Source organism: Cryobacterium frigoriphilum, from assembly GCF_004403305.1.
GTDB classification, from domain to species: Bacteria; Actinomycetota; Actinomycetes; order Actinomycetales; family Microbacteriaceae; genus Cryobacterium; species Cryobacterium frigoriphilum.
In genome coordinates, this window is the sequence record NZ_SOHE01000053.1 from 314,150 (window position 1) to 332,993 (window position 18,844).

An 18,844-nucleotide genomic window follows, 5' to 3' on the forward strand; every position below is an offset into this window, starting at 1 on the left:
AATACGAGCATGACCGATTCCGGGCACTCAGCAGCCGTGGGCAGATTTCTGACCCTCGGCGACGTCGCAGAGGTACTGTCGATTTCCGCGGCCGAGGCACTCGATCTGGTGCGTTCAAACGAGCTCCCGGCAATCCGCATCGGCACCGCCGGCGCCTGGCGCGTGGAACGGATTGTGCTCGAGTCGTATATCGAGGCTAAGTACGAGGAGGCCAGACGGATGGCGCTCTGGCAGCAGTCCGATTTCAGCGACATCGTCGAGCTGTCGGGTGGGCGCATCCTGCGTCCCGACAAGAACAGCAGCCCCGGCGACGACTGACTGCGGGTGCGGGTCAGCCCTGGCGGCCCAGCTTCACCAGCACGATGTGTGCCAGCGGCAGGATGCGCACCTCGTGCACGTCGCCGGCGCGCCTGACCGTGCCGACGTCGTGCACCGCGAGGTCGAGGTGATCGCGCCCGACCCGGTCGATGGTGCCGTGCAGGCGTTCGGTGCCGGTCTGCACCTCGATGTTGGTGCGGCGCCGACAGAGGTCACGCAGCACGAACGGCAGCCCGATACGGTCCGACAGCCGTGCGGATGACTCCGCCTCCGGCTCGAGGGATCCCTCGACCTGCGGCGGCTGCAGGAGCACACCGGCGATCGCGGCCATCGGCACCACGCACTGGGCACCGGTCGATGCGCCCAGCAGATCCCCCGCGACCCAGTCGCGCCCGAAGGCGTTCGGCCGCAGCGTGAGTCGGTCGCCAGACACCAGCACGACCCTGACCACCCCGGTGGCCTCGGAGGCCACAATGCTGACCAGACGCCCGCGCAGCGCGAGCCGCCCCAGCCGCAGTCGCTCTTCTTCGGCGCGCAGGTTGGAGTCTTCGGCATCACGCTCGTACTCGAGCTGCCCTTCGAGGTCATCGAACAGATTGTCCCAGCGCACACGCCGAAACTACTCGCCCTGAGCGAGGTCCGCTCGAGTTTTCCACAATTCGCGAGTTGTGCACATGTTGTAAAAGCCCTCGACAGACTGTGCTCTCGATGGTTAAGTGTCGACGTGCACCCCAAGATGAGTGGCACTCGTTCGAGCACGGTTCCACGGCTCCTCCTCCAGCTCCCTTCAGCTAGTACGCCACGGACATCGGAGAAATCATGACCCGCCCGTTCGAAGACTCCGGAACACAGAACAGCTCGGCAGCACCGTCTCGCCCGCCAGCACAGGCAACACCGTCTCGCCCAGCAGCACAGTCTCGCCCGGCAGCACAGTCTCGCCCGCCAGCACCGTCCCACCCGGCAGTACAGGGCTATCGGGCAGCACAGGGCTACCCGGCAGCGGCCGGTTCGGCGGCAGCACTGCGCAGTGAACGACCCGCGCCGTTCTCGCTTCGGCCCGATCCGGAACCGCTGCTGATCAACCTGGCCCGCGGCTATCTGGAGACGATGGCCGGGGCCAGGGAGCCGGAACAACTCGCACGATGGCTGAGCGACGGCGCGTATCGGCGGCTGTTGAAGCGGGTGGTGCTCGCGAGCCGAGCGCGGGCGGTGACCAAGCGTGCGGCCGTCATGCCGACCATCATCGTGGATCGGGTCATCGTGACGGAACCGAATGAGGGGGTCATCGAGGCGGTGGTAATTCTGCACAGCCGGGTGCGCACGAGGGCCGTGGCCGTGCGGCTGGAGGGCCGGGGCGATCGTTGGCGGGCGAGCGCCATCAACGTCATGTAGCCGGCCCCTGATATAGCTGGCCCCTGATGTAGCTGGCCCGCGGTGTGGCTGGCCCGTGCGGCCTTGCACACAACACGCCCAGCGGCCCCGATGATCCGGGGTGCTGGGCGTGTGTGACTGCTGCTGGCTGGCTGTTACTTCTTCGGCGCGGCGCGACGCTCCGCACGGTTGACCGGAGCGGCGGGGGCAGACGCCACGCCCTTCTGGCCGAAGGCACCGCGGCCGGGGGCATCCGCTGCCGCAGCATCGGCCTGCTCCGGGGCGGCGACCGTGGTGGCGGCCCGGCGGGCACGGTCGGTCGCTGCCTGCTGAATCTGACCGCGCTGGTTACGCACCTCGACTCCGCCCGAGTCGCTCGGGGCCGTGTAGCTGAGCTTTTCCGCACCGTTCGCGGCCGGAGCCAGGCCCTTCGCCGCGACGACGGGGCCGGCGACGGCTCCCGCGCCCTGCGTCACCTCGACGTCAAGGTTGAACAGGAACCCGACGGTCTCCTCGCGAATCTGTCCCATCATCTGCTGGAACATGGCGAATCCCTCGCGCTGGTACTCCACGAGCGGGTCGCGCTGGGCCATCGCGCGCAGGCCGATTCCGTCTTTCAGGTAGTCCATCTCGTAGAGGTGGTCTCGCCAGCGACGGTCGATGACCGACAAGACGACACGGCGCTCGAGTTCGCGCATCGCGGGTGAACCGAGCGACTCTTCACGGTGCTGGTAGGCGACCTTGGCGTCGGAGAGGATCTCGCGGCGCATGAAGTCGCGGTTGATGCGGCCACGCTCCCCGGCCTCGGAGACGACCTCGTCGATCGTGATGCCGACCGGGTATAGGGTGCGCAGTTCGGTCCAGAGGGCATCGAAGTCCCAGTCGTCGCCGTTGCCCTCGCCGGTGTGCACGTCGAGCACCTCGTCGATGACGTCTTCGAGAAACTTCTGGGTGCGTTCGTGCAGGTCGTCGCCCTCGAGAATGTGGCGGCGGTCACCGTAGATGGCCTCGCGCTGACGGTTCAGCACGTCGTCATACTTGAGCACGTTCTTGCGGATCTCGGCGTTACGGCCCTCGACCTGGGCCTGGGCGCTGCGGATGGCGCGGCTCACGACCTTCGATTCGATCGCCATGTCGTCGGGCACGCCCTGACGACCCATGAGGCTCTCGGCGGCACCGGCGTTGAACAGGCGCATCAGGTCGTCGGTCAGCGACAGGTAGAAGCGGCTCTCGCCCGGGTCGCCCTGACGGCCGCTGCGTCCGCGCAGCTGGTTGTCGATGCGGCGGGACTCGTGGCGTTCGGTGCCGAGCACGTAGAGTCCGCCGGCGTCGATGACCTTCTCGGCTTCCTCGTTGACCTTGGCCTTGACCCCGGCGAAGACGTCGTCCCACGCGGACTCGTACTCGTCGGGGGTTTCGACCGGGCTGAGGCCCTTGGCGTTCATCTCGGCGACGGCGAGAAATTCGGCGTTGCCGCCGAGCATCACGTCGGTGCCACGGCCGGCCATGTTGGTGGCGACGGTGACCGAGCCGAGGCGCCCGGCCTGGGCCACGATCGCGGCCTCCCTGGCGTGGTTCTTGGCGTTGAGCACCTCGTGGCGCACGCCCTTCTTGGCGAGCAGCCGCGAGAGGTACTCGCTCTTCTCGACGCTCGTCGTACCCACGAGCACGGGCTGGCCGTTCTCGTGACGCTCGACGATGTCCTCGACCACCTGGTTGAACTTGGCCTCTTCGTTCTTGTAGATGAGGTCGGACTGGTCGATGCGCTTCATCGGCTTGTTGGTCGGGATCGACACCACACCGAGCTTGTAGGTGCTCATGAACTCGGCGGCCTCGGTCTCGGCGGTACCGGTCATGCCGGAGATCTTCGAGTACAGGCGGAAATAGTTCTGCAGGGTGACCGTGGCGAGGGTCTGGTTCTCGGCCTTGACCGCCACGCCCTCCTTGGCCTCGATCGCCTGGTGGATGCCCTCGTTGTAGCGGCGGCCCATGAGGATGCGGCCGGTGTGCTCGTCGACGATGAGCACCTCGCCGTTCATGACGACGTAGTCCTTGTCCTTCTTGAACAGGGCATTGGCCTTGATGGCGTTGTTCAGGAACGAGATCAGCGGGGTGTTGGCCGATTCGTAGAGGTTGTCGATGCCGAGGTAGTCCTCGACCTTTTCGATGCCGGGTTCGAGCACACCGATGGTGCGCTTCTTCTCGTCGACCTCGAAGTCTTCGTCGGAAACCAGGCGCTTGGCGAGGCTCGCGAACTCGTTGAACCAGCGGTTGGCCTCGCCGGAGGCGGGACCGGAGATGATGAGCGGGGTGCGTGCCTCGTCGATGAGGATCGAGTCGACCTCGTCGACGATCGCGAAGTAGTGGCCGCGCTGCACCATGTCGGTGGTCTGCCACGCCATGTTGTCGCGCAGGTAGTCGAAGCCGAACTCGTTGTTCGTGCCGTAGGTGATGTCGCAGGCGTACTGTTCCTTACGCTGCGCCGGGGTCTGACCGCTGACGATGCAACCGGTCGTCATGCCGAGGGCACGGAAGACGCGGCCCATGAGCTCACTCTGGTAGCTCGCGAGATAGTCGTTGACCGTGATCACGTGCACCCCGCGACTCGTGATCGCGTTCAGGTAGGCGGCGGTCGTCGCGACGAGGGTCTTGCCCTCACCGGTCTTCATCTCGGCGATGTTGCCCAGATGCAGGGCCGCCCCGCCCATGAGCTGAACGTCGAAGTGACGCAGCCCGAGGGTGCGCTTCGAGGCCTCACGCACGGCGGCGAAGGCCTCCGGCAGCAGATCGTCAAGCGACTCCCCGGCCGAGTAGCGTTCGCGCAGCTGCACGGTTTCGTTCTTCAGCTCCTCGTCGGTGAGCTGGCTGAAGTCTTCTTCCAGCGCATTGATGGCCTTCGCGTAGTTCTCGAGGCGGCGCAGCACGCGCCCCTCGCCCACACGAAGAACCTTTTCCAGAATTGAGGCCACGGATGTTCTCCACTAGTCGTCACGGCGCGTGTCTGCGCCTGTCGTCCGGCCGGACGCGCGGGCCGTTGAGACCCGCGCGCCGACGTAGCCAGCAACTATAACAATGCTACTTGGTCACACCCTGATGATCAGTGTGTGTGATCATCAGGTGTGATCAGCGCGAGTTGCCCGCGTGGGTGCGCTCCCGCGCGACGGTGGCCGCTTCCTGCAGCTCCTCCGCGTTGTCGTCGAGTTCGATCACGCCGTAGTCCCAGCCCTTGCGGCGGTAGACCACGCTGGGACGCTTCGTCTCCGAGTCCTGGAACAGGTAGAAATCGTGCCCGACCAGTTCCATGAAGTACAGGGCGTCGTCCACCGTCATCGGCGCCGACGCGAAGACCTTGCGACGAATCACGACCGGGCAGTACTCCTCATCGAGATCGGTCACGGTCGCCTCCTCAGCGGTCGCGACGGGCACGATCGGAATCGTGCCGGTACGTACCCGTTCCATCGTCTCCCCCGTTGCGGGGGTGATGTCCACGACGGTGAAGCCGACAGCGGATGCGTCGTGCAGCGAGGTGGGGCGGTGGGCGCCGCCGCGGTGCACCTTCTTGCGGTCCTTGGCCCGACGAACCCGCTCGAGCAGCCGACCGAGCGCTACATCGAAGGCGGCGTACTTGTCTGAGCCGTCGGCTTCGGCCCGCACGAGCGGACCCTTGCCGATGAGTGTGAGCTCCACCCGGTCGTTACCGGAGGCGGCACCATTCTTTTCGTGGTGCCGGCTGACCTTGATTTCCAGTGCGAGGGCCTTGTCGGCGAGTCCGGCGATTTTCTCGGCCTTCTCCGTCGCGTACTCGCGGAAACGATCAGTGATCCCTAGGTTGCGTCCGACAATGTTAGTTTCCATGACGACCTCCAGATCTGGCGGAACGCCCGAGACTGGGCGATCATTGCGCGCCGATAAGACAACCGTAGCCGGGCCCACCGGATAAGTCACAGCATTTTGTCAACCGGTTTCGTGTGAACGTCTCGCGTCGGGTACCTGCGGCGTGTTTCCGCCAGTGTCGCGACGCCGAGAACTTCGCCGCCCGCGGCACGCACGGCGCGTCGCGCCTCGAGCACGGTCGCGCCGGTGGTCAGGATGTCATCGACGATGAGGCACCGAAAGTTCGCCAGGCCGTAGCGTGCCCGCAGGGAGCCGGTCTTGTTGCGCGCCCGCTCCTCGCGGCCGAGGCCGACCTGATCGGTGGTGGTCAGAGCAAGGTCGAGAACCGGCGTGGCAACAAGCCCGGCGTGGCGCAGCAGTAGTTCGACCGGGTGGTAGCCCCTGGCCCGAAACGCGGCGGCGGCCGACGGAATCGTGACGAGGTGCACATCCGCTGCCGGCTGGGCACGCGAGGCCACGTCGAGACCGGCGAGGGCCGCGGCGATGGCCTGCCGCAGCGGCACGGCGAGCGCGGCCGCGGCATCCGTTCGCCCGCCGTCCTTGAAATTGCCGAGCACCCGGCGCACGACGCCGGAATAGTCCAGGGCAGCCCAGACCGTCTGGTCGCCCCGGCAGCAGGTGTGCGGCCGGGCACCGAGGCTCAGGCGGCAGGCCGCGCAGAGCGCTCGGTCGGGGGCGCCGCAGCCGCTGCACTGGGTCGGGGCGAGCACGGCCCAGGCGTCCAGCAGGGCGCGCCGGGCGGGGGTTTCGGAGGCGGGGGTTTCGGGGGCGGGGGTTTCGGGGGCGGGGTCACGGCGCATGCGGCCAGCGTGCACCCGAACGGCACGATCGCCACGCCCACGGGCCGATCGGTGCACACCTCGCCGCGGCGGCCGGCCTGTGGAGGGATGCGCGGCCTGCTGCCCCCGACCTGGCCGCCGGTGCCTACCCGCCGATGCCCTGCTGGGTCGCGAGCAGGCCGACCCCGTCGAGACGCTCCTGCCAGCCCAAGCCGCGCTGCACCGTGAGGCTTCCGTCAGAGGTCAGCGCCCGCAGGTCCCGCACGGAATTGCTGCCGACGATCGTGACAGTGTCGGCCGGGGCGTCAAGATCGAGGCTCTCACCACCGATGCGCTGGGCCAGGATGCGTTCCTCACCGCTCGGCAGCCGGCCGAGCGAGGCCACGGTGAGTTCGTCGATCCAGGTGGCGTCGAGCGGCACGCCGTCGTTCGTGGCCAGCAGCAGGGGCGCTCCCAGGGCCACCGGAGCCGAGTCGTTGCGTTCGATGGCGGTGACGACGAATCGGGTCTCGGTTGCGGTGCGCAGCAGCGCCACGAGCCGGGTGCCGTCGCGGGAGACCTTGAGCGCCGAGATCGCGGTGGCCTCCGGCCAGGGCGACTCGATCGATGTCGCCGCACCCGACCGGTCGTAGACGACGATCTCGTTCGGGTTCCCGGCCGGCACACTCCACACGAAGCCGTCGCTGTCGATCGACGGCGCAATGAGTGCGGCGCGGGAATCGACGAGCAGCGGCTCTTCTCCCGCGGTGACGATGTAGACCCCGGCGGCGCTCAGGACCGCGGCTCGAGTATGCCCGGCCGCGACCGTCACCGACGTCGGGTTGAGGGCCACCACGGCGTTCGAGAGCTGTGTCAGCGGGCTGACGGCGTCACCGCTCGCGGCGAGCAGCCCGAACTCCCCGTTGCGCAGGATCAGTGCCCGGGCATCGACGCGGGGATTGACGATGGGGGCGTTGTCCCCCAGCTCGCCGATGTCCTGGGAGTTCTGATCGATCGTGATCGTCACGCTCGTGCCGGCCGGAAGACTCGCGGTCAGCTGGGCCTTCATGCGTTGCAGGGCGACGCGGTCGGCGCCGAGCGCCTGGCTGTTGAGATCGACCTGGGCGTCACGACCGACGACCCGCACCGCATCCGCGGTCAGCGCGGTGCCCTGCGGAAACGCCGTCGTCACCGCGGTACCCAGCCAGGAGCTGGGACCGGCCAGAACGGCCCGCACGATCTTCGTCGGCGCCGACGCACCCCGCGGAAACCAGCGCAGGTCGGGCACGAGCCAGGTGAAGCCCGGATCGAAGTAGTACAGGGCCTGTTCGCTGAACACATCGCTGAAGGTCGTCTCGTCGATCACCGTGCCGTTGGGTGCCGAGCTGATGCGCCACTGGCCACCGACCAGCACGAAGCTGTACGGCAGCGGAACCGGCTCGTTCGAGTCGATTTCGCGGTACTGGCCGCTCGCGTCGACCTCGGCGACGGGGCGCACGGAGAACTGCATGGTCTGCTCGTCGAGCATCGTGAATGAGCGACCGGTCACGTCGTCGACCGTGACCCCGGTGTCCGGGTTCCAGTCTTCGCTGTAGGCGGGCGTGAGGTATTCCCTGGCGATGTCGTAGTTGCTGTCGGGGCTGGATGCGGCGTCGATGAAGCCGCGCAGAATGGCCTCCATGTCGGCATCGTTCTGCGGGCCGGACGGCAGAAACACGGGAGCCGGGTCGTCGCCGGGAATGTCCGCCTGGCCCTCATGCACGCCGCCGTCTCGGGGAATGCCCGAACAGGCGGTGAGCAGCAGGGCGGCGACGCCGACGAGAGCGACGAGCGCGCGGCGGCGTACGGATGCGCGGCGTACGGATGGGCGGCACACTGACGGGCTAGGCATTGCGTCCTCCCCAGCGCCGGCGGGGCGCCTGGTCGATGATGGCCACGAACTGTTCCGTGGGGGGCGGGGCGTCGTCGGGCGGCAGCGGCAGCGGTGACGACGTGAGGGCACCGAGCTCGGTTCGCGGCAGCGTCAGCCGAAAGCAGGAGCCGTTGCCGGGACTCGACCAGACCTGCAGCCAGCCGCCGTGCGCGGCCGCGTCTTCTCGGGCGATGGCGAGCCCGAGGCCGGTGCCGCCGAGCGTGCGCTGGCGCGAGGGGTCGGCCCGCCAGAACCGGTCGAAGACGTGCGCCACGGTCGCCTGGCTCATGCCCATGCCGTAGTCGCGCACGGCGAGCGCGACGGCGGTGCCGTTGCTGTCGACCGAGACGACGACGTTCTTGCCCTCGCCGTGTTCAATGGCGTTGCCGATCAGGTTGTGCACGATGCGACGGATGCGCCGGGGGTCGACCTCGGCGTTCAGATAGCCGCCCGGCGCCACGAGCTGCAACTGCGTGCCCTTGGCTTCGGCGAGAGAGCGCAGCCCGTCGATGGCATCCTCGGCGAGGTGCACCAGGTTGGTCGGCTCGGTCTCGAGTTCGACCGAGCCGGCGTCATACCGGCTGATCTCGAGCAGGTCGCTCAACAGCAGTTCGAAGCGCTCGACCTGGGTGTGCAACAGTTCGGCGGTGCGTCCCGTCGCGGGAGGAAAGGTGGCCCGCTGATCGAAGAGCACGTCTCCGGCGAGCCGGATGGTGGTGAGGGGCGTGCGCAACTCGTGCGAGACATCCGACACGAAGCGCTGTTGCACCACCGACAGCTCGGCAAGCTCGCGAATCTGGGTCTGCAGGCTGTCCGCCATGCCGTTGAACGACCGCGCCAGGGTCGCGATCACGTCCTCGCCCTTTTCCGGGATGCGCACCGCGAGATCGCCGGAGGCCAGCTTCTGGCTCGTCTCGGCCGCGACCCGCAGGGGGGTGACGACGAACCGCACCACGACCCAGGTGACCGCACCGATCAGCGCGATCAGCGCGAGGCCGGCGAAGCCCAGGGTCTGCTGCACAAACAGCAGCGTCGCCGCGGAGTCTTCGAGGCTGTAGCCGATGTAGAGCTCGTAGCGACCCGCAACCGGAACCGAGATCTGGGAGCCGACGACGACGCCGGGAATCTGCTCGGCGTCATCGGTCAGCAGGGTGACGGACTGCCAGAACTGCTCGCCGACGTTCTGCTGCACCGAATCGCGCAGGTCATCGGAAATCACGTTGGTCGACAGGCCGAAGGTCGAGTCCTGCGGGGCGACCGTCGACGACTCCTGCCCCGGTACCCGCAACACGGCGATCATCTGGCTCGACGATGTCGTGGTGATCGACGTGCGGGCGGCACCGAGCAGCGTCTGCACCTGCACGCGGTCGACCGCGTCGGAGGAATCGAGGATTCCCTGAGCCGCGCTCGTGGCCCGGTTGGAATCGAGCAGCACCTGGCTGAGGCGCGACTGGAACAGGTCGTTGCCGACGCTGACGGACATGTAGACGCCCACGAGCAGGATCGCGGCCCCCGACAGCAGCACGGAAATCGTCACCGTGCGAAACTGCAGGGATCGACGCCAGGTACTGCCGAGGCGCACGGGCCACAACCGCCAGTGCCGGTGCACCAGGGCGGAGCCACCCGGGCCGGCAGCCGTGCGGGCAGGGCCAACGGTCATCGGGGACGCCGGCGGCTAGCTGACGGCGCCGGCGCGGTAGCCCACGCCGCGCACGGTCATCACGATGCGGGGGTTGTCCGGATCGTACTCGACCTTGGCGCGCAGCCGCTGCACGTGCACGTTGACCAGCCGGGTGTCGGCCTTGTAGTGGTAGCCCCAGACCTGTTCGAGCAACATCTCCCGCGTGAACACCTGCTGCGGCTTCGACGCGAGCGCGAGCAACAGGTCGAACTCGAGCGGCGTGAGGTTGATCTGGGTCGTGCCGCGCCGTACCTCATGGCCGGCTTCGTCGACGACCAGGTCGCCGATGTGCAGGTTCGGGCCGCCGCCGGCCACGGCCGGACGCAGTCGGGTGCGGATGCGCGCCACGAGTTCCTTGGGATTGAACGGCTTGACCATGTAGTCGTCGGCGCCGGACTCGAGGCCCTTGACGACGTCGGTGGTGTCGGTGCGTGCGGTCAGCATGATGATCGGCGTGCCGGATTCGGCACGGATCAGGCTGCAGACCTCGATGCCGTCGAGGCCGGGCAGCATCAGGTCGAGCAGCACGAGGTCGGGTTTGGCCGTGCGGAAGGCCTCGAGGGCGAGGGAACCGTCGGCGCAGAAACTCGGGTCGAAACCCTCGCTGTGCAACACGATCCCGATCATTTCGGACAGGGCGTTGTCATCATCGACGACCAGAATACGAGCAGTCATACGTCTCTCTCCAGGGCAGACGACTCCTCCGGATCTCCCGGTGAGTGCTGCAATCCTTCACTCCAGAGTAGCCGAGAGCCCTGCCTGAGGGGGTGGCAACCGTGAGAAGGGCGGGCATCCGCTCGGGGGAAGGACAGCGGCAGGCAAGGTGTGCCAACATTGGACGGTGAGCGACCCCTGGCAGGCCCCGGTATCCGGCGAAACGACACCGCCGAAGGATGGTGCCTTCGCGCCGCCCGGCGCGGTGCCGCCCGTGCAGCCGGATGCCTACGGCCCGCCGCCCGGCTACGGCCCGCCGCCCGGACCCGCCGGCTACTATCCCGGCCCCGGCGGCCCCCCGCCCGCGTGGACTCCCCCGCCCAAGCCCGGGCTGATTCCGCTGCGCCCGCTCAACTTCGGCACCCTGCTGTGGGCACCGTTCCAGGTGCTGCGCCGCAATCCGCGCGCGACCTTCGGCAGTGCGCTGCTGATTCAGTCGGTGCTCACCCTCGTGACCGTTGTCGTGGTCGGGCTGGTCACGGCGTGGTCGCTCGGGCGCATCGACAGCGCCCCCGCCGCCGACGTGGACGCCGTCACGGCCGGCGCCGTACTCACCATCATCCTGTCGGTGCTGGTGCCGCTGGCACTTCAGCTGATCGGCTCGGCGCTGCTGCAGGGCGTCATCGTCGTCGAGGTCGCCCGCGCCACTCTCGGCCAGAAACTGCGCCTGCCCGCGCTCTGGCGCGCGGCCGGCAAGCGGCTCTGGGTGCTGGTGCTGTGGACCGTGATCCTGGTCGGCGTGCTGATCGTCTCGGTCGGGGTGCTCGCCGGCCTCGTCGCGGTGCTCGTGATTCTCGGCGACGCGTTCGTGGTTCTCGGCGTGATCGTCGGCATCTTCGGCGGCCTCGGATTGCTCGCCCTCGGGCTTTGGCTGTCGACGAAGACCTCTCTGGTACCGAGCCTGATCGTGCTCGAACGCTTAGGTATTCGTGCCGCCGTCGTGCGTTCGTGGCGACTCACCCGCGGCTATTTCTGGCGCACCCTCGGCATCCAGCTGCTCGTGGCCGCGATTGTCGGCCTCGTCTCGCAGATCGTGACGACCCCGCTCAGCCTGGTCTTCAGCTACGCGGTCGGGCTCGTCGACCCGAATGCGGCCTTCGAGGCCTACCTGCCGTCGATCATTCTGTACGTTCTCACGCTCTTCATCGCCCTCGTCTTCGGCGCGGTGGCCGCCGTCGTGCAGTCGGCAACGACGGCGCTCATCTACATCGACCTGCGCATGCGCACCGAGGGACTCGACCTCGAGCTGCAACGCTTCGTCGAATCGGCCCAGGCCGGCGGATCCGTGGCCGAACCCTATCTGGTGGCGCCGGCCGGGCGCACCACGGCATGATCACCGGCCTGATTGCGGGCCTGCTCGCGGGCCCTGCGCTGCCGGGCACCGCCCTGACCCTCCTCGACCCCGACGCGCCGGAGGCCCAGCGCTGGGTGCGGGACGAACTCGCGAAGGCGCCGTATCAGGCGGCCCAGCCGACCTGGTTTGACCGGCTCTCCCAGTCGGTCTTGGACTGGCTCGCCTCGCTCACGGCGCCCGACGGCGGGGCCTTCAGCGCCTGGGTTCCGGTGATCGTGGTCGTGATCGTGATCGCCGTGCTCGGGGCGGCCTGGCTCATTTTCGGCGCTCCCCGCCTCAACCGCCGCAGCCGGCTCGGCGTCGAACTGTTCGGCGACGACGATCGCCGCAGTGCCGAGGACATGCGCCGAGCCGCAGCGGATGCCGCGCTGCGTGCCGACTGGAGCCTGGCCAGCACCGAGATCTTTCGCGCTCTGGCCCGCGGCCTCGCCGAACGCACCGTGCTCAGCGTCTCCCCCGGCACCACCGCCCACGACTTCGCCGGCCGCGCCGCGCAGGCTTTTCCTTTCGCGCAGGTGCGCCTCAGCGACGCCGCCCGCGTCTTTGACGAAGTGCGCTATCTGGGCCGCCCGGGCACCGAAGCAGGGTATCGGGAGCTATTAACCCTGGAGCGTGAGCTCAGCGCCGCCACACCGTCGCTCCTCGAGACGCCCGCGCTGAGCGTGCCACGATGACGGTCACGCGCGACCCGCGCGACGCATCCCGTGCCGCGCAGACGACCGACCGGCCCGGCACCGCCGTCGACGAGGCCCCGGTGAATGCGCCGGCCACGACGCCCACCCTGCGCGCGGCGGGTCGCCGCTCGCTGTTCTGGATTCTCGCGATCGTCGGCGGCCTGCTCGTCGCCGTGCTCGCGACGGTTCTCGCCGCGGGCGCCGGTGAAGGCGGCCGCCCCCTCGCCGCCGAGAGCGCGGCGCCGGCCGGCGGAATGGCCCTCGCCGAGGTGCTGCGGCAGCAGGGCGTGACCGTGACGGTCACCGACACCCTGCGGCAGACGCAGGCGGCGGCATCCGCTGACCCCGACGCCACCCTCTTCAGTACGGACCCCGACGGGTACCTCACCGCCGAGCAGTACCAAGATCTCGCCGATATCGCCCCGAACACCGTCGTGGTCGACCCCGATTTTCTCGCCCTGCAGGCCCTGGCGCCCGGCGTGGGGTTCGGGGGCGAGTCCGACCGGGACGAACTCACGGCCCAGTGCTCGCTGCCGGCCGCCCGGGCAGCAGAGACGCTGGCGCCCGGCGGCCGCACCCTCGGCACCGGCGGCGTCGAGAGCGGCGACGACGCGGGCGACCGGCCGGGGGCGACGGATGTCGTGGGCTGTTTTCCGAGCGGCGACGACCGGTTCTCGGTCGTGCAGCTCACGAGCGGTTCCGCCGAGGCACCGACCGCACTGACCCTCGTCGCCGATGCCACCCTGTTCAGCAACGAGAAAATCGCGACGTATGGCAACGCCGCACTCGCCCTGAACCTGCTCGGCGCGACCGATGGCGTGATCTGGTACCTGCCGACGCTCGCCGATGTGGCCGTCACCGGGCCGCCGTCGCTCGGCGAACTCACTCCGGGCTGGGTGACCCCGGTGCTCGTGCTGTTCGTCATCGCGACCATCGCCGCCGCGCTCTGGCGTGGGCGGCGCTTCGGCGCCCTCGTGCCAGAGAACCTGCCCGTCACGGTGAAGGGCAGCGAGACGATGGAGGGCCGGGCCCGGCTCTACGCGCGCAGCAACGCCCGGCTGCGCGCCCTCGACACGCTGCGCGTCGCGGCCGTGGGCCGGCTCGCGCGCCAGGTCGGCCTGCCGCGTTCGGCGACCCTCGAGGACGTGCTGCAGTCCGTGGCCGCGGCCACCCAGCGCCCCGCAGACCAGGTGCGCTCCGTTCTCGTCGGGGCGAATCCGGCGACGGATGGGGAACTGGTCGCGCTCACCGACCGGCTGCGCGAACTCGAACGCGCAACGATCCGGGCGACCACTCCGGGCGGCGCTGCCGGAAACGCTGCCGGCCCCACGTCGATACCACCATTACCGGCGTCAACAGGAAGAATGGAACCATGACCACTCCCGCCCAGCCGTTCAGCGCATCCGTCGACGTACCGGGCGCACGACCCGAGGCGCCGAGCATCGCGGCCCCGGTCTCCGACCCCCGCGCCGCACTGTCGCGGGTGCGCGCCGAGGTCGGCAAGGCCGTCGTCGGCCAGGATGGTGCCGTCACCGGGCTGATCATCGCCCTGCTGGCCCGCGGCCACGTGCTGCTCGAGGGGGTGCCGGGCGTCGCCAAGACGCTGCTCGTGCGCACCCTGAGCCACGCCCTGAGCCTTGACACCAAGCGCATCCAGTTCACGCCCGACCTGATGCCCGGCGACGTGACCGGGTCGCTCGTCTACGACGCGAAGTCGGGCGAGTTCGATTTTCGCCAGGGCCCGGTGTTCACCAACATCATGCTCGCCGACGAGATCAACCGCACACCCCCGAAGACACAGTCGGCATTGCTCGAGGCGATGGAAGAACGCCAGGTCAGCGTCGACGGTCTCTCGCTCGAGCTGCCGACGCCCTTCATCGTCGCGGCGACCATGAACCCCATCGAGTACGAGGGTACCTATTCGCTGCCGGAGGCCCAGCTCGACCGTTTTCTGCTCAAGCTCGTGCTCGATGTGCCCGACCGTCCGCACGAGATCGAGGTGCTGCGGCGACACGCGAACGGGTTCAATCCGCGAGACCTCGCCGGTGCCGGGGTCACCCCGGTGCTGGGGGCCGCGGACCTGGCCCGGGCGCAAGCATCCGTCGACGCCGTCGGCGCGAGCGCCGATGTGCTCGGCTACATCGTCGACCTCGCCCGCGCCACCCGCAGCAGTCCCTCGGTCAAGCTCGGCGTGAGCCCCCGCGGCACGACCGCGCTGCTCGCCGCGACCAAGGCCTGGGCGTGGCTCAGCGGTTACGACGCGATCACGCCCGACCACGTGCAGGCCATGGTGCTGCCGGTCTGGCGGCACCGCGTGCAGCTGCGACCGGAGGCCGAACTCGAGGGCGTCTCGGTCGATGTCATCCTTCGCAGTGTGCTGCAGCAGGTTCAGGTTCCGATCTAGGCCCCCGTGACGCTCACCGGACGTTTCGTCTTACTCGTCGCCCTCGGCGTCGTGCCGATCGTGCTGCTCGGGCGCGAACCGGGCGTGGCGGCGCTCGTGCTGCTGGGCTGGCTGCTCTTCGTGATCGCCCTCGGCTGCCTCGATCTGCTGCTGGCGGCCTCACCACGCCACCTCGCCGTGCAGCGCGTGCTGCCGCGCCGGGTGCGGCTCGGCGAATCGGTGACGAGCGAACTCTTTCTGACCAACACCGGGCGCCGCACCCTGCACGGTGTGGTGCGGGATGCCTGGCAGCCGTCGGCCGGCGCCGGTACCAACCGCAGCCCGGTCGCCATCCCCCCACGGGAACGACGCCGAGTCGCCCTCACGCTCACGCCGTTTCGCCGCGGGGAACGCCGAGTCGAGCGCGTCACCGTGCGCTCGAGGGGCCCGCTGGGTCTCTGGTGCCGCCAGGCTACGCTCTCGGCGCCCGGGAACATCCGCGTGCTGCCGCCCTTCAACAGCCGCAAGCACCTGCCGTCGCGCATCACCCGGCTGAAAGAGCTCGACGGTCGCACGAGCGTCATGGTGCGCGGACCGGGCACCGAGTTCGACTCCCTGCGCGAATACGTGCGCGGCGACGACGTGCGCTCGATCGACTGGCGGGCGACGGCACGCCGCAACGACGTGATGGTGCGCACCTGGCGCCCCGAACGAGACCGCCGGGTGGTCATTCTGATCGACACCGGCCGCACCTCTGCGGCCCGAATCGACGACGAACCCCGCCTCGACACCGCCTTTGAGGCCAGCCTGCTGCTCGCCGCCCTCGCCGGTCCGGCCGGAGACCGGGTCGACGTGCTCGCCTTCGACCGCCGCGTGCGCGGCCGGGTGCAGGGCGCTCAGGGCGCCGAACTGCTCAGCCGCATGGTCGACACGATGGCGCTGATCGAACCCGAACTCATCGAGATGGACTGGGCGGCCGTGCCGGCCCAGGTGCGCGCGATCACGAGCCAGCGCGCACTCGTCGTGCTGCTCACCTCGATCGATGCCGCCGGCGCCTCGACCGGGCTGCTGTCCGTGCTGCCACAGCTCACGCAGCGGCACACCGTGGTGGTGGCATCCGTCACCGACCCCGCGTTCACTCGGGCGGCGCGCGAGACCGGCACGCTCGACGAGGTGTACCGGGCCGCGGCCGCCGAGCGGGCCCTGCTCGACGTGGAGCGGGTGTCTGCTGCCATCCGTCAGCTGGGGGCGGATGTCGTCACCGCGCCTCCCGCAGATCTGCCGCCTGCCCTCGCGGACCGCTACATTGCGCTCAAGGCCGCCGGCCGCCTCTGAGCCGGGGGCGCTGCGGTGACCGCGCCCAATACGGGTACGCGCTACCGTAACGGCCGTAGCGCTCACCCGTATCGGGCGCGGTCACCGCGGCGGATGAACGCGACCCGCGACATCTGCCGCGAAGCAGGCACGAGCGCGCCCAATATGGGTGCGCGCTACCGTAACGGCCGTAGCGCCCACCCGTATCGGGCGCGGTCACGCCGGCCGTGCATGCTGCGGGTCAGGCTGCGAAGATGCGGGTGCTGCCGGCGTCGAACTCGGCGAGGTCACCGGTCTCGCCGGCGCGCGTGGCGCGGCCGCCGACGACGATCATGTAGGCCAGGAACGCCAGCAGTGCGACGACACCAATACCGATCTTGACCGGCCACGGCCACGGCTGCGGGGTTACGAACCCTTCGATGATGCCCGACACGAACAGCACGAAGACCAGGCCGATGGCAACAGTGAAGAGTGCCCGAGCGTCTTCGGCCAGGGCCTGCCCACGGGTGCGGACCCCCGGCGCGATCCACGACCAGAAGATGCGCAGGCCGCCCGCCGCTGCCACGAAAATAGCCGTGAGTTCGAGCAGCCCGTGCGGAAGGATATACAGGAAGAAAACATCGCCCTGGTCGTAGGCGAACATGACGGCGGCCGAGACACCCAGGTTCTGGGCATTGACCAGAATGATGTACGGCACGTACACACCGATGATGCCGAAGGCGATGCACTGCGCGGCGATGAAGGCGTTATTGGTCCAGACCAGGCCCGTGAAAGACGCGGCCGGGTTCTCCGAGTAGTAGTTGACAAAGTCTTCGTTGGCGAGCTGGGTCAGGTCGGCGTCGGATCCGAAGTTGGCGAGCACCTGCGGATCGTTGAGAGCCCACAGGGCATAGAAGCCCGCAACCACGACCGTGACCACTGCCACCGCGAGGGTGAGCCAGCGCAACCGGTACAGGGCCGCGGGCAACTGGGCGCCGAAAAATCGCGGCACCTGGGAGAGCACGTTGGCGCTGGCCCCCGTGAAGCGCAGGCGTGCCCGCGACAACCGGACCGACAAGCGATCACCCGCAATCGTGGAGCCAGCGGTCGACTTGATCGCCGACAGTTCGGTCGCACCGGATTGGTACAACGAAATCAGTTCGTCGGCTTCGGCGCCCGAGAGATGGCGCCGTGCGCCGAGTTCGGCCAGGCGTTCCCATTCGGCGCGATGCGCCGCACTATATGCGTCGAGATCCATCAGGCCCTATCGTATCTGCCCCGGTCGTACCTGCTCGGATCGGATCTGGTTCAATAGAAGACATGACGGAGCCTCGTACCGATCACCGCGACGATTTCTCCTCCTATCAGGCCGACGATGAACTCGTCACCGGAGAGGCGGTCGCCCTCGATGTGCGCCCGGCCGGCGTGATCCTGCGGGCAGCCGGAACGATCATCGACTGGGTCGCGTATCTGCTGCTCTATCTGTTGCTCGCGCTCGCGGTCACCGCCGTAGCCGGTCAGTACCTGGACGCCGCGCTCTCGCAGGCGCTGATGATCGTTGGTCTCGTGGTCTCGGTACTGATTGCGCCGATGATCGTGGAGGTCGCCACGGGCGGCCGGTCCCTGGGGCGGCTGGCGATCGGCGCACGGATCGTGCGCGACGATGGCGGAGCCATCCAGCTGCGTCATGCCTTCATTCGTGCGCTCGTCGGTCTGCTGGAGATCTACATGACTTTCGGCGGCATAGCCGTCACGACGGGGCTGCTCAACAGCCGTTCCAAGCGGCTCGGTGACCTTTTGGCCGGCACCTACAGCCAGAATGAGCGTGTCTCCAGGCACACGCCGGCCGTGCACAGCGTGCCCGTCGAGCTGGCCCAGTGGGCCCAGACGGTTGACATTGTGCGTTTACCGGATGCTCTCTCCCGCCGGGTCTCGCAGTTTCTCGGCCAGTCCGCCAAGCTGTCCCCCGACTCGCGCACCCGAATCGCTGACGGCCTCGTTGCCGAGGTTTCACGGTTCGTTTCGCCCTTGCCGCAGGCGCCGGCCGAAGCCTTTCTGCTGGCCGTGACCGCCGTGCGCCGTGACCGCGAGTACGCCGCCCTGCTGCTGGAACAGCAGCGCTTGGGCCGCCTGGCCCCGGTGCTCACGGGCCTCCCGCACGGCTTCCCCACCCGTTGACCCCACGCCTCCTCCCCTGCCCGGGGCGGCCCTGCCGTGCCCCGGATGGAGTGTGGGTGCATACGTTCCCTGGCCTTGACTGGAGTGTCGGTGCGTACGGGTGTCGAGTTGTGGGTGGTCTGTGGGGCGAGCCGTGGGTTCCCACACGACCCCTCTCACTCTGGTTTGAACAGGTAGTTAAACCAAGAAAGGCCACCCCGTGGGGTGGCCTTTCCTGTTGTTTCTCAAGTTAAGTCCGGCGGTGTCCTACTCTCCCACAGGGTCCCCCCTGCAGTACCATCGGCGCAAAGAGTCTTAGCTTCCGGGTTCGGAAT

The 18,844-nt window shown here is 68.6% G+C and carries 16 protein-coding genes and 1 rRNA gene; 8 read left to right on the top strand and 9 right to left on the bottom strand.

The features are described 5' to 3' along the window. Positions 1-9: 9 nt before the first annotated feature. Positions 10-318, top strand: a complete 309-nt coding sequence (locus E3T55_RS13235) for a helix-turn-helix domain-containing protein (RefSeq protein ID WP_134520015.1) — start codon at positions 10-12, stop codon at positions 316-318. Between the two features lie 13 nt (positions 319-331). Here the strand turns inward: E3T55_RS13235 and E3T55_RS13240 are convergent, their stop codons facing one another. After that, the gene (locus E3T55_RS13240) at positions 332-928 is read right to left on the bottom strand and encodes a hypothetical protein (RefSeq protein ID WP_134520016.1); all 597 of its coding nucleotides are present in this window, start codon (positions 926-928) and stop codon (positions 332-334) included. A 209-nt stretch (positions 929-1,137) separates the two neighbouring features. On the opposite strand from E3T55_RS13240, the gene E3T55_RS20825 reads away from it, so the two are divergent. Continuing rightward, positions 1,138-1,710, top strand: coding sequence for an Rv3235 family protein (locus tag E3T55_RS20825; protein WP_241993049.1), 573 nt, complete (start codon positions 1,138-1,140; stop codon positions 1,708-1,710). 134 nt (positions 1,711-1,844) lie between these two features. On the opposite strand, the gene secA is transcribed toward E3T55_RS20825, so the two are convergent. The 6 genes from secA to mtrA all read right to left on the bottom strand — a co-directional run bounded on the left by secA (position 1,845) and on the right by mtrA (position 10,609). After that, positions 1,845-4,658 (bottom strand): preprotein translocase subunit SecA, encoded by a 2,814-nt coding sequence (gene secA, locus E3T55_RS13250; RefSeq protein ID WP_134520017.1) that lies wholly within the window; start codon positions 4,656-4,658, stop codon positions 1,845-1,847. Between the two features lie 154 nt (positions 4,659-4,812). Further along, positions 4,813-5,544, bottom strand: a complete 732-nt coding sequence (hpf, locus tag E3T55_RS13255) for a ribosome hibernation-promoting factor, HPF/YfiA family (protein WP_134520018.1) — start codon at positions 5,542-5,544, stop codon at positions 4,813-4,815. An 86-nt stretch (positions 5,545-5,630) separates the two neighbouring features. After that, positions 5,631-6,383: a ComF family protein gene (locus tag E3T55_RS13260; protein WP_134520019.1), complete on the bottom strand. Its 753-nt coding sequence runs from the start codon at positions 6,381-6,383 to the stop codon at positions 5,631-5,633. Positions 6,384-6,507: 124 nt separating this feature from the next. Then, positions 6,508-8,232: an LpqB family beta-propeller domain-containing protein gene (locus E3T55_RS13265; RefSeq protein ID WP_134520020.1), complete on the bottom strand. Its 1,725-nt coding sequence runs from the start codon at positions 8,230-8,232 to the stop codon at positions 6,508-6,510. Continuing rightward, the gene (mtrB, locus tag E3T55_RS13270; RefSeq protein WP_134520021.1) at positions 8,225-9,913 is read right to left on the bottom strand and encodes an MtrAB system histidine kinase MtrB; all 1,689 of its coding nucleotides are present in this window, start codon (positions 9,911-9,913) and stop codon (positions 8,225-8,227) included. The genes E3T55_RS13265 and mtrB overlap by 8 nt, the downstream gene beginning before the upstream one ends. A gap of 15 nt (positions 9,914-9,928) precedes the next feature. Further along, a complete protein-coding gene (mtrA, locus tag E3T55_RS13275) occupies positions 9,929-10,609 on the bottom strand; it encodes an MtrAB system response regulator MtrA (RefSeq protein ID WP_134520022.1) in 681 nt (226 codons plus the stop codon). A gap of 166 nt (positions 10,610-10,775) precedes the next feature. On the opposite strand from mtrA, the gene E3T55_RS13280 reads away from it, so the two are divergent. Genes E3T55_RS13280 through E3T55_RS13300 form a run of 5 tightly spaced genes read left to right on the top strand, consistent with a single transcriptional unit; the run spans position 10,776 to position 16,394 of the window. After that, entirely contained in the window at positions 10,776-11,981 is a 1,206-nt protein-coding gene (locus E3T55_RS13280) for a hypothetical protein (RefSeq protein WP_134520023.1), read from the top strand. Next, a complete protein-coding gene (locus E3T55_RS13285; RefSeq protein WP_134520024.1) occupies positions 11,978-12,676 on the top strand; it encodes a DUF4129 domain-containing protein in 699 nt (232 codons plus the stop codon). The genes E3T55_RS13280 and E3T55_RS13285 overlap by 4 nt, the downstream gene beginning before the upstream one ends. Continuing rightward, entirely contained in the window at positions 12,673-14,052 is a 1,380-nt protein-coding gene (locus tag E3T55_RS13290) for a DUF4350 domain-containing protein (RefSeq protein WP_134520025.1), read from the top strand. Before E3T55_RS13285 ends, E3T55_RS13290 begins: the two co-directional genes overlap by 4 nt. Then, positions 14,049-15,080 (top strand): AAA family ATPase, encoded by a 1,032-nt coding sequence (locus E3T55_RS13295; RefSeq protein ID WP_134520026.1) that lies wholly within the window; start codon positions 14,049-14,051, stop codon positions 15,078-15,080. The genes E3T55_RS13290 and E3T55_RS13295 overlap by 4 nt, the downstream gene beginning before the upstream one ends. 6 nt (positions 15,081-15,086) lie before the next feature. Next, positions 15,087-16,394: a DUF58 domain-containing protein gene (locus E3T55_RS13300; RefSeq protein WP_134520027.1), complete on the top strand. Its 1,308-nt coding sequence runs from the start codon at positions 15,087-15,089 to the stop codon at positions 16,392-16,394. Positions 16,395-16,614: 220 nt separating this feature from the next. On the opposite strand, the gene E3T55_RS13305 is transcribed toward E3T55_RS13300, so the two are convergent. Continuing rightward, entirely contained in the window at positions 16,615-17,610 is a 996-nt protein-coding gene (locus E3T55_RS13305) for a stage II sporulation protein M (RefSeq protein ID WP_134520028.1), read from the bottom strand. A 62-nt stretch (positions 17,611-17,672) separates the two neighbouring features. Between E3T55_RS13305 and E3T55_RS13310 the strand changes: the two genes are divergently transcribed. Further along, entirely contained in the window at positions 17,673-18,530 is an 858-nt protein-coding gene (locus E3T55_RS13310; RefSeq protein WP_134520029.1) for an RDD family protein, read from the top strand. Between the two features lie 233 nt (positions 18,531-18,763). Here the strand turns inward: E3T55_RS13310 and rrf are convergent. Then, positions 18,764-18,844: ribosomal RNA gene (rrf, locus tag E3T55_RS13315) — 5S ribosomal RNA — on the bottom strand; the annotation flags it as partial.